General features: G+C 45.9%; 8 protein-coding genes and 1 pseudogene. 8 read left to right on the forward strand and 1 reads right to left on the reverse strand.

Annotated features, from left to right (window positions below):
- Positions 1-5: 5 nt before the first annotated feature.
- The 6 genes from L9Q40_RS03580 (at position 6) to L9Q40_RS03605 (ending at position 6,070) form a co-directional block, all read left to right on the forward strand.
- Positions 6-596 (forward strand): aminodeoxychorismate/anthranilate synthase component II, encoded by a 591-nt coding sequence (locus L9Q40_RS03580; protein WP_014232407.1) that lies wholly within the window; start codon positions 6-8, stop codon positions 594-596.
- A 19-nt stretch (positions 597-615) separates the two neighbouring features.
- Positions 616-1,614, forward strand: coding sequence for an anthranilate phosphoribosyltransferase (gene trpD, locus L9Q40_RS03585; RefSeq protein WP_498792055.1), 999 nt, complete (start codon positions 616-618; stop codon positions 1,612-1,614).
- 13 nt (positions 1,615-1,627) lie between these two features.
- Positions 1,628-3,067 carry a bifunctional indole-3-glycerol-phosphate synthase TrpC/phosphoribosylanthranilate isomerase TrpF gene (trpCF, locus tag L9Q40_RS03590; RefSeq protein ID WP_498792057.1) on the forward strand — a complete coding sequence of 480 codons (1,440 nt, stop codon included), beginning with the start codon at positions 1,628-1,630 and terminating at the stop codon, positions 3,065-3,067.
- Between the two features lie 40 nt (positions 3,068-3,107).
- Positions 3,108-4,298, forward strand: a complete 1,191-nt coding sequence (gene trpB / locus L9Q40_RS03595) for a tryptophan synthase subunit beta (protein ID WP_020335573.1) — start codon at positions 3,108-3,110, stop codon at positions 4,296-4,298.
- Positions 4,298-5,104 (forward strand): tryptophan synthase subunit alpha, encoded by an 807-nt coding sequence (trpA, locus tag L9Q40_RS03600; protein ID WP_422831511.1) that lies wholly within the window; start codon positions 4,298-4,300, stop codon positions 5,102-5,104. Before trpB ends, trpA begins: the two co-directional genes overlap by 1 nt.
- A 273-nt stretch (positions 5,105-5,377) precedes the next feature.
- Positions 5,378-6,070, forward strand: coding sequence for a Crp/Fnr family transcriptional regulator (locus L9Q40_RS03605; RefSeq protein ID WP_014232412.1), 693 nt, complete (start codon positions 5,378-5,380; stop codon positions 6,068-6,070).
- A gap of 81 nt (positions 6,071-6,151) precedes the next feature.
- Here the strand turns inward: L9Q40_RS03605 and L9Q40_RS03610 are convergent, their stop codons facing one another.
- Positions 6,152-7,693, reverse strand: a complete 1,542-nt coding sequence (locus L9Q40_RS03610) for a long-chain-fatty-acid--CoA ligase (RefSeq protein ID WP_498792060.1) — start codon at positions 7,691-7,693, stop codon at positions 6,152-6,154.
- 542 nt (positions 7,694-8,235) lie between these two features.
- Here L9Q40_RS03610 and L9Q40_RS03615 point away from each other — a divergent pair.
- Both L9Q40_RS03615 and L9Q40_RS03620 read left to right on the forward strand, forming a co-directional pair.
- A complete protein-coding gene (locus L9Q40_RS03615; RefSeq protein ID WP_014232414.1) occupies positions 8,236-9,504 on the forward strand; it encodes a dicarboxylate/amino acid:cation symporter in 1,269 nt (422 codons plus the stop codon).
- A 418-nt stretch (positions 9,505-9,922) separates the two neighbouring features.
- Positions 9,923-11,306, forward strand: a pseudogene (locus tag L9Q40_RS03620) (hybrid sensor histidine kinase/response regulator); the annotation flags it as partial.

The following is an 11,306-nucleotide window of genomic DNA, read 5'->3' on the forward strand; positions in this document are numbered from 1 at the left end:
AGAGTATGGCTAACATAGTATTTATCGATAACTTTGACTCTTTTACCTATAACTTGGTTGATCAATTTCGTTCGCTTGGTCATTCCGTCACCATTTACCGTAATAACATTGCTGCCGAGACCATAGAACACGCGGTCAATGAGCTAGAAAACCCAGTTGTTCTACTCTCTCCAGGTCCGGGCGCTCCTTCTGAAGCGGGCTCAATGCCAGACTTAATTCAACGCATGAAAGGCAAAGTGCCAATGATAGGCATCTGTCTTGGCCATCAAGCCATCGTTGAAGCCTATGGCGGCACGGTTGCGGGCGCAGGTGAGATCATTCACGGCAAAGTGTCGATGATGGAACATGACAATCACGCCACTTACGCCAATTTGCCATCACCACTGGCCATTGCCCGTTATCACTCATTGGTCGCAACCTCTGTTCCAGAAACGTTGACCATTACCGCTGAAGTGGATGGATTAACCATGTCAGTAGTACACGAGCAAGATAAAGTTTGCGGATTCCAGTTCCACCCGGAATCAATCATGACCACGTATGGAGCAACCCTATTAGCCAATGCTATCGAATGGGCGCTTGAGAAAAACAACGCATAAAGAAATAGGGAGAGGAATTATGGAAGCGATTATCAACAAACTTTATGACCAACAGGCTTTGACTCAAGAAGAAAGTCAGCAACTGTTCGACACCATTATTCGTGGTGAACTCGACCCAATTTTGATGGCATCAGCGCTAACCGCACTCAAGATTAAAGGCGAAACTCCAGACGAGATTTCCGGCGCAGCAAAAGCCCTGCTCGCCAACGCAAAACCGTTCCCGAGTCCTGAGTATGACTTTGCCGATATTGTCGGTACTGGTGGCGATGGTCACGATACCATCAACATTTCCACCACGGCAGCATTTGTCGCTGCGGCTTGCGGCTTGAAAGTCGCCAAACACGGCAACCGCAGTGTATCCAGTAAGTCTGGCTCATCTGATCTACTGGACTCTTTTGGCATCAACCTTGCCATGAGCCCAGAAGACACGCGTAAAGCCATGGACGAAATTGGCGTTGCGTTTCTGTTTGCCCCCCAATACCACGGTGGCGTGCGCCATGCGATGCCAGTGCGCCAAACGATGAAAACACGCACTATCTTCAATATTCTTGGTCCACTGATTAACCCTGCTCACCCTAACATTGAATTAATGGGCGTTTACAGCGAAGAACTAGTTCGTCCTATTGCAGAAACCATGCTACAAATGGGTATGAAGCGCGCCGCAGTCGTGCATGGTAGTGGGCTCGATGAAGTGGCCATTCATGGACCAACCACGGTGGCAGAGATCAAAGACGGTCAAATTGTTGAATACACTCTGACTCCGGAAGACTTCGGTTTAGAAACTCACCCGCTAGAAGCGATTAAAGGTGGCGCTCCAGAAGAGAATAAAGCAATCATCACCAATATTCTCACAGGAAAAGGAACCGACGCTCAGCTCGGTGCTGTCGCGGCGAACGTTGCATTGCTCATGCGTCTGTTCGGTCACGAAGATTTAAAAGCCAATGCGCAGCAAGCCATTGAGGCAATGAATTCAGGCAAGGCTTATCAGTTAGTTCAGCAACTTGCCGCACACGCTTAAGGAAATAATCAAGATGACGGATTTCAACACTCAAAAAGCTGATAACCTTTCTGAGCACGTGTCAAAAAAAGAAGCGGAAATGGCGGAAGTTCTCGCTAAGATCGTTCGCGACAAATATCAGTGGGTCGCAGAGCGTAAAGCTTCTCAGCATTTGAGTACATTTCAATCCGATTTAGAACTTTCAGATCGTAGCTTCTACGATGCGCTCAGCGGCGATAAGACGGTCTTTATTACTGAGTGTAAAAAAGCCTCACCTTCGAAAGGGCTCATCAGAGACGACTTTGACCTGGATTACATCGCATCAGTTTACAACAATCATGCAGATGCTATTTCTGTCTTAACCGACGAGAAGTACTTTCAGGGCAACTTCGACTTTATTCCACAAGTCCGCAGTCAGGTCACTCAGCCCGTACTTTGTAAAGATTTCATGGTAGACGCTTACCAAGTTTACCTAGCGCGTCACTACGGGGCTGACGCCATCTTATTGATGCTGTCTGTACTTAACGATGAAGAATACAAAGCATTAGCTGAAGTCGCTCACAGCCTGAACATGGGTATTCTGACAGAAGTCAGCAACGAAGAAGAGCTGCATCGTGCGGTTGATTTGGGTGCGCGTGTTATCGGTATCAACAACCGTAACCTGCGCGACTTAAGTACTGACCTTAACCGAACCAAAGAGTTAGCACCATTGATTCGAAAGCTCGCGCCAAAGGCAACCGTAATTTCAGAGTCAGGCATTTACACACACCAACAGGTTCGAGATTTAGTGGCTTACGCAGACGGGTTCCTGATTGGCAGTTCGCTTATGTCCGAAGACAATCTGGAGCTCGCAGTTCGTAAAGTCACATTGGGTGAAAATAAGGTTTGTGGTTTGACCCACCCTGACGATGCAGCAAAAGCTTATAAAGCGGGAGCGGTATTTGGCGGACTGATTTTTGTTGAACAGTCTAAACGAGCGGTGGATTTAGAAACGGCTCGACTCACCATGAGTGGTGCGCCACTTCAATACGTAGGTGTGTTCCAAAATCATGAGATTGATTTTGTAGCCGCAATTGTGACATCGCTTGGTTTAAAAGCGGTTCAGCTGCACGGCGCTGAAGATCAAACCTACGTCAACCAGTTAAAAGCTGAACTTCCTGCTGGCGTTGAAATTTGGAAAGCGTATGGCGTCAAAGAGAGCGCGCCAACTTTGCTTGCTGAAAACGTTGATCGCCATTTATTGGATGCGCAGGTCGGGAATCAATCTGGTGGTACCGGACAAGTTTTCGACTGGTCTCTTATCGGCGACCCAAGTCAAATCATGTTAGCAGGTGGACTGTCGCCTGAGAATGCTCAACAAGCGGCGTCATTAGGTTGCTTGGGATTAGATTTAAACTCTGGCGTAGAAAGTGCGCCAGGTAAAAAAGATGCACAGAAGTTGCAGGCCGCGTTTAACGCAATTCGCAACTACTAAAATTATTCGTAGCAAAAAAATTACGAGAAGGACTATCACGATGGCAAAACTGAATGCCTACTTTGGCGAATATGGCGGTCAGTACGTTCCGCAAATCCTCGTTCCTGCATTGGAGCAACTTGAGCAAGCGTTTATTGACGCACAGGAAGATCCAGAGTTCCGTAGCGAATTCATGACACTTCTTCAGGAATATGCAGGTCGTCCTACGGCGCTGACGCTTACTCGCAACTTAACTAAAGGTACAAAAACCAAACTGTACCTAAAGCGTGAAGACTTACTTCACGGCGGCGCACACAAAACTAACCAGGTGCTAGGTCAGGCTCTACTGGCTAAGCGCATGGGCAAAACAGAAATCATCGCTGAAACCGGTGCGGGTCAACACGGTGTCGCAACAGCACTAGCATGTGCGCTACTTGGTCTGAAATGTCGCGTTTATATGGGTGCGAAAGACGTTGAGCGTCAAAGCCCGAACGTGTTCCGCATGAAACTCATGGGCGCTGAAGTCATTCCGGTACATTCTGGTTCGGCAACACTTAAAGATGCGTGTAATGAAGCACTGCGTGACTGGTCAGCAACGTACGAAGACGCGCACTACCTACTAGGTACGGCAGCGGGCCCTCACCCGTTCCCAACTATCGTTCGCGAGTTCCAGCGTATGATTGGTGAAGAAACCAAGAACCAGATTCTGGCCCGTGAAGGACGTCTTCCAGATGCAGTTATCGCTTGTGTTGGCGGTGGTTCTAACGCCATTGGTATGTTTGCTGATTTCATCGAAGAAGAAAGTGTTCGCCTTATTGGCGTCGAACCTGCAGGTAAAGGTATCGATACCGACCAACACGGAGCGCCGCTGAAACACGGTAAGACAGGCATTTATTTCGGTATGAAAGCGCCAATCATGCAAGATGAAAACGGACAGATCGAAGAGTCCTACTCCGTTTCTGCTGGTCTTGATTTTCCATCTGTTGGGCCTCAGCACGCTTACTTGAATTCCATTGGCCGCGCGGAATACGCCAATGTAACCGATGATGAAGCCTTGGATGCTTTCCAGGAAATTGCGCGTAGTGAAGGTATCATTGCGGCACTCGAATCGTCTCACGCACTTGCACACGCGTTGCGTATGGCTCGCGAAAATCCAGAAAAAGAGCAGCTTTTAGTCGTCAACTTATCCGGTCGTGGTGACAAAGACATCTTCACCGTAAACGCCATCCTAGAAGAAAAAGGAGTGATCTAATGAGTCGTTATGAGAAGATGTTTGCTCGCCTGAATGAAAAGAACCAAGGCGCGTTTGTACCGTTCGTAACGGTAGGTGATCCCAATGCAGAACAATCATACAAAATTATGGAAACCCTTGTTGAATCGGGTGCTGACGCACTTGAGCTGGGCATTCCGTTTTCTGACCCACTAGCAGATGGCCCGACAATTCAGGGAGCAAATAAACGTGCACTGGAGTCTGGCGCAACACCAAGTATCTGCTTTGAGCAAATCGGCAAGATTCGCGCCCAATACCCAGATCTACCAATCGGGCTATTGATGTATGCGAACTTGGTTTACTCTCGCGGTATTGAAAACTTTTACGAACACTGTGCCAAAGCCGGTATCGACTCTGTTCTGATTGCCGACGTACCAACCAATGAAAGCGCAGAGTTCGTCGCAGCCGCTGAGAAGTTCGGCATTCATCCGATCTTTATTGCGCCACCAACGGCCAGCGATGAAACCCTGGAGCAAGTGGCAGAGCTAAGTGGCGGTTATACCTACCTACTTTCTCGAGCCGGTGTAACAGGGACAGAAACGAAGGCAAATATGCCTGTTGGACAGTTGTTAGAAAGACTAAACCAATTCGATGCTCCACCAGCGTTACTTGGCTTCGGTATCTCTGAGCCAGAACAAGTGAAACAAGCAATAGAGGCTGGTGCCGCTGGCGCCATCTCTGGTTCAGCCGTGGTTAAAATCATTGAGACGCACGCAGAGCAGCCACAGATTATGCTGGACAAGCTTGGTGAGTTTGTTTCGGCAATGAAGTCTGCCACTCAAAAATAAGCCCTCTTCTTGATGTAAATAAACGCCCGCTGATAACTATAAGCGGGCGTTTTTATGTTTGGCGGATAAACGACTCGATTCTCTATTTAAGCCACTTACTTTTCATATCAACCGTTTCTCAAACCAACCACTTCCTAAACGAATGATGCACACTCAAATAGAGACCCATCACAAATTCAGATTATTACCCTCTCCCGAGACAAGCGCCCTGAGTGCATCGAATTATAAAATGTTAAAATAGCTCAGTTAACAGTGCTGCATTAAGGTACCGACATGGAAGAGTTAAAAAAGTTGTTGCTTCAATGCCCCGTACTATCTGGATTACCTGAAGAGGGCATCAATGACGCGGTACAAATCGCAAGAACCCGGCATTTTGACGAAAAAGCGCTTATCTGTAACAAAGGAGACAAGCATTCATCTCTGATGGTGATTGCGAAAGGAGCAGTAAGAGTCAACTCGATAAGTACAAAAGGCAAAGAAGTCACGTTAATGATTTTCGATGCGGGCGGCTGGTTCGGAGACAATGTTTTCTCACCCGGCATGCCGCGCATATTCGGAGCAACGGCTCATTCAGACGTGACACTCCTGGAGCTACAGGGTGATAAGTTCCGTCAGTTGCTGGCTAAGTACCCGCAAAGTTATCCAGTCATTCTGGATCTGATGAGTCGAAGGCTGTGGTCGGCAATATCCGTTATAGAAGACGATGCAATACGAGGTATTGAAGAGCGTATTGGTCGCCGGTTACTTTTACTCGCGACTTATCAAACCAATCGGGCAATCAGTGCAGAGCCATGTATGGTTCGTGTAACTAGAGAACACATCGCGAATATGATGGGGCTAACAAGACAAAGCGTACACAAAGTCTTAAAAAAAATGGAAAGCGAGGGAATACTCTCTCTGAGCTACGGGAGCATCACAATTCCCAATCCTCTGGAGATGGAAGAATATCTCAAACAACTTGAATAACCCATACCGCTGCATCATCCCCTGTATCAGAAAATAAAAAAGCCAGCTAATCATTAGCTGGCTTTGCATTTCATCATTTGTCTAAGCGACTTTAAGTTCGGATTTCAATTCACGTTTCAAAATCTTACCCGTTGCACTCATCGGAAGCTGGTCTCGAATCTCGACAAAGCGAGGGTATTTAAATGCCGCTAAGTGTTCACGTCCCCAAGCCTGAAGGTCAGCCGCTTCAAGATCCTGATCAGGCTTAAGCACTACGTAAGCTTTGATTTCCTCTCCGTACTCTTGATGGGGAATACCAATCACTGCGACCATCGCAACAGCAGGGTGCGTCATGAACACTTCTTCAATTTCACGTGGGTAAACGTTAAAGCCACCACGAATAATCAGATCTTTGATTCGATCCACTATGTACAAGTTACCTTCTTCATCAAAACGGCCAACGTCACCCGTGTGGAACCAACCGTTTTTCAGTACTGACTCTGTTACTTCTGGGCGCCCCAAGTAGCCTTTCATCACATTGTGACCGCGTACGATGATTTCACCCTCTTCACCCACAGGGACTTGATTACCCTCTAGGTCAACAAGCTTAACCTCAACACCTTGGATAGGTTGACCAACCGAACCAGGAATTCGCTCTTGATCTAAATGGTTAAAGCAGGCGATAGGACTCGTTTCAGATAAACCGTAGCCTTCCAGAATTGGCACGTTGAACTTCTCTTCAAACGCACGGAACACTTCCGTTGGTAACGATGAACCACCACTTGCCGCCACGCGCAGCGACGAAATATCATAATCAGCATCCGCATGAAGCATACCGATGTACATCGTTGGTACACCCGCAAAAATGGTCACTTTATGTTTTTCGATCAATTCAAGAACATGAGAAGGCTCGAATCGAGGAACAAGAACCAAAGTAGCACCGCTCAAGACACTGGCGTTCAAGTGCACGGTTTGGCCAAATGTGTGGAATAGAGGTAAGGTCACTAAGTGTACATCATCACCTTGAGCAGCCATGATGTTCTGCCCAACAATCGCGTTCATCACGATGTTTTGTTGAGTTAGTTCCGCACCTTTCGGCATTCCCGTCGTACCAGAGGTATACAATACAACACAGGTGTCATCCGCATTACGAGGCACGTAATCAGCCAGCGGTTCAACATCACGAATGAAAGCGTTAAGAGTTGGTACACCACCCCACTCTAAATCAGCCTGCGACTGGGTCATGACAATCATGTTTTCGCAGGTTTCAACTTCCTTAAAGGCTTTCACACCTTCTCTGGCCATTGGTAACTCTGGTGTACCTTCAAAACAGAAGAAAAACTTAGCGTTTGAATCTTCCAGGTGATATTTAATTTCTCTCGCTTTCAACAACACGTTGAGTGGTACGGCAACGGCGCCCGCTTTCTGAACGGCGAAATAAATAAACGCAAAGAAAGGCAGATTAGGACACGACAACGCGACTCGGTCACCCGGTTTGACACCACTATTGATCAAAGACGTCGCAATTTTGCCAGCGATCGCATCAAATTGAGAATAAGAAATTTCCAAGTCACCGCATATCAACGCTGTCTTATCAGGCTTACTGGCAGCATTTCGCTGCAGCGCAGCAGCAAGATTCATCATAATGACTCCACCTCTAGATTATTGGCATTCACGTTGTTCTTAAGGATTCAACAACAAAAAGTTAACGATAGAGTGGCTTTTTACGGTTATTGCATCTTCAACCCACCACTTGTTAACATTATATTTACAAGACTTAACATCCCAAGAATGTAAAATATTTAACATTTATAACCGTGAAATCACTAAAGTGTGAGCTTGCGTCCTAATTATTGTCATAAATATCAGGCAATAAATACGCCCACCCCCAACCCAAAAACAGCAAACAAGTTGTTAACAAATATTTCATCCTCAATCGCTAACCTCATTAACCAAATTAATGTAACAACCAGTAATGCATTTGATAAACAAATAGCAAACGTTTGCTTTTGAGCAAAAAGTTAGCATTCGTCAATAAAATATCGATTATTTCATCAATAACCCTGTTTAGCATATTGCCAATTGTGAATGATAAGTGTAAAAAGCGAGGGCGAAATTATTCTCCGTTTATTTATATGTGAACAGTGTGTAATTTTAGGATTTTACATTTTATTAGCACAGAGGTTATGGAAGTGTTAAAAGAAAAGAGTTTGCTAAACAACATTGGCGTGCAAGTCGTCATTGCAATGATCGTGGGTACAGCCGCTGGTGCTCTAATGGGTCACGACGCTACGGTCTTCGCGCCACTTGGTGCTATCTTTATCAACCTAATCAAAATGCTAGTAATCCCATTGGTTGCTGTCGCTTTGATTTCTGGTGCTGCTGGTCTTGGAAATAGCCAGTCTGCAGGTAAAGTTGGCTTAGTAACACTAGGTTACTTTGGTCTAACATCTGCTCTTGCAGTAGCACTTGCTCTATTTATGGGTGAAGTATTCCAACCGGGCATCGGCATCGACGTTTCTGGCGTTGAAGGCATGTTCTCAGCTGAATACGCTTCTAAAGGTGAGCTGCCAACTTTCTGGGCTACCATCACTGGTATGATCCCAACCAACGTTTTCCAGTCACTGAATGATGCGAACATCCTACAGATCCTAGTTTTCTGTATGTTCTTTGGTATTGCGATTTCTCAACAAACTAAAGAACGCCGTGATCCTATCATCAACGGTGTTAACTGCATTGTTGACGCGATGGTTTGGATGATCAACAAGGTGATGATCATTGCTCCTATCGGTGTATTCGGCCTGATGGCTGAAGCTGTGGGTACGTTTGGTTTCGGCGCACTGATGGTTGTATTCAAACTGTTCGTTGTGTACACGGCCGCTATCCTAATTTTTGGCTTCGTTGTCTACCCTGCGATGGTTCATATCTTCACTAAGACCTCTGCGAAGAAATTCATCTCTTCAATGAAGAAACCACAAGCAGTTGCATTATCAACAGCATCTTCAATGGCGACACTGCCAGTAACGATGGATACTTGTGAAAAAGACCTGGGCGTTAGAAACTCTACCGCTTCGTTCGTTCTGCCTCTTGGCGCAACGATCAACATGTCTGGTAACGCGATTTACTACGGCTTGGTAGCAATCTTCTTTGCTCAGCTATTTAACATCGACCTAGGCATGGGCGCTTACATCGCGATCATCGTAACTTCTACTCTTGGTGCAGTTGGTCAGGCTGGTGTACCGGGTCCATCATTCTTGGTTGTTGCGGTTCTACTAGCGGCTGGTATTCCAATTGAAGGTCTGCCACTACTATTCGCTCTTGACCGTATCTTCGATATGATTCGTACTGCTCTGAACATCACGGGCGATGCTGCATGTGCTGTTATTGTTGATGCACTGGTAGAAGAAGAAGTACAAGCAAATAAAGAAGTTGAGCTGAGTAAGCAAGAAGCTTAATTTTCCGTAATTCAACTTTTAAGAAGCCGCTCAAATTGAGCGGCTTTTTTTATCCAACTTTTGCATTAGGTAACCATACAAAAAGAAACTGGTAGCATAAATTATTTATCATGATATAACGCACCTATAAAACAAAAAATATCAGTGCTAGGTTGTCTCATGAGTCTAAAGTTGTCTTTAGACCTGATCTCCAATACAGATTGGTCTATTCAAAAAAATCAAATAGTTGTACATGAAATTATTCATCGTACGGCGTTCTGCCACCCGCTACTAAGCTTATGTTTTCCTAGCCGTGGCTTCACAGGCTGTGCCCGTATTTTCATCAAAGCGTGGCATGAGAAATCTCAAACTTTCTTCTTAGAATTCAGTGGCAAGTATTGCGAACCACAAAACAGATGTCTTCCACAGGTGAACCAGAATGTTTGATTTTGGTTTGGCAGGTCTGCTCTATCCAAAAGCCATTACATTATATGTCACCATAGCCGCTGTTCTCTTGTGGCAGCTGTACTATTGCTATCGCCTGAAAAGTCGCAGCGAGCGCGTTTTGGGCACTCATCATGCACCCTACATCGCGTACTCTGTCTGCATCATTATCTGGATTGGCAGCAATGCCTATTTTCATACTGACCTATTGGTGAACTTTGGCTCAGAAGGCGGCGTTTTGATGGCGAAACTGGCTAATCTCGCGTCCTTCTTCTCTTTTGCCTTTGCGTATTACTTTTCCTGTCAGCTACTCGCCGAACAAAAAAACAGGGATACAAAAAGATGGCAGCAACTGATATTTGTACTGCTGTCAGGGTATTCACTTTTTATAAATTTACGTCCGGATCTAACGGTAGAGAATGTCTCTATACAGGGACCCAGTGAGTTTGTGATTGAATTTGGCTCTCAAACCGCCTACTTCTTTAACTCCATCCTGATACTGATTACGCTTACGCTCATCAACCTTGCTCGTATGCGAGTCAACAGTAGCAAACTGACACTGGCTAAAAGCAACTACATGATCGCAGGAATCCTGGTATTCATGCTGTCAACTACGGCCATCCATCTCGGCATGACCTATTTTCTTGGCGACTTTTCACTGACATGGTTGCCACCGGCACTCTCCATCAGTGAAATGCTATTTTTTGGCTACGCCTTACTCACCTCTCGCTTCTATAGTGCGAAATATCTCGCCTACATCGCCGTCACCACGTTGTTGGTGTGCGGTATTTTTGTATTGCCGTTAGGGGCGGTATTGATGCCAATAACCGAAGGCAACCAATGGCTTATTTCCATTCCGATCTGTGCACTGATTGGTGTTACCTGGCATTGGCTCTATCGTCGAGTGAGCCGTTTGGTCTCCTATTTTGTCTATTTTAAAAAGCAAACTCCGGTGCAACAAATTTTGGCTCTGGAAGAGGATTTTAAGCGCTCCATTGATAATGCGATGGAAAAGCTTGGGGTGCTGCTCGATATCCCCAAAGACAAACTGCAATTGGTCAACAGCCACTGCTCTGAGACGTTCTATGAAGACTATCTGCATTCTGATAAATCGGTTCTGCTTCTTGATGAACTGTCTGAAGAGATAAAGTACACCTCAGCCAACAGCAGTACATTGAGAAAGCTCTACAATAAAATGCGTTCCAGTGATACGGCACTGGTCATGCCGATTTATGGCCATAGCCGCTCGGTCTCTCACCTGTTGATTTCTTCCCATAAGCGAAATCAGAAGCTGTTTTCTAACGAAGAGATTTCCGCCTTACAAACGCTGCTGACTCGTGTGCAAAGCACGATTGAGGCAGATAGAAAAGTTCGTCAAA

The organism is Allocatenococcus thiocycli, assembly GCF_921292965.1.
GTDB classification, from domain to species: domain Bacteria; phylum Pseudomonadota; class Gammaproteobacteria; order Enterobacterales; family Vibrionaceae; genus Vibrio; species Vibrio natriegens.

Bases quoted from the DNA above. Each gene is read 5' to 3' on its own strand.
- L9Q40_RS03605 (WP_014232412.1), top strand. From the start codon at position 5,378: ATGGAAGAGTTAAAAAAGTTGTTGCTTCAATGCCCCGTACTATCTGGA.
- trpD (WP_498792055.1), top strand. From the start codon at position 616: ATGGAAGCGATTATCAACAAACTTTATGACCAACAGGCTTTGACTCAA.
- L9Q40_RS03610 (WP_498792060.1), bottom strand. From the start codon at position 7,693: ATGATGAATCTTGCTGCTGCGCTGCAGCGAAATGCTGCCAGTAAGCCT.
- trpB (WP_020335573.1), top strand. From the start codon at position 3,108: ATGGCAAAACTGAATGCCTACTTTGGCGAATATGGCGGTCAGTACGTT.
- trpA (WP_422831511.1), top strand. From the start codon at position 4,298: ATGAGTCGTTATGAGAAGATGTTTGCTCGCCTGAATGAAAAGAACCAA.
- L9Q40_RS03615 (WP_014232414.1), top strand. From the start codon at position 8,236: ATGGAAGTGTTAAAAGAAAAGAGTTTGCTAAACAACATTGGCGTGCAA.
- trpCF (WP_498792057.1), top strand. From the start codon at position 1,628: ATGACGGATTTCAACACTCAAAAAGCTGATAACCTTTCTGAGCACGTG.
- L9Q40_RS03580 (WP_014232407.1), top strand. From the start codon at position 6: ATGGCTAACATAGTATTTATCGATAACTTTGACTCTTTTACCTATAAC.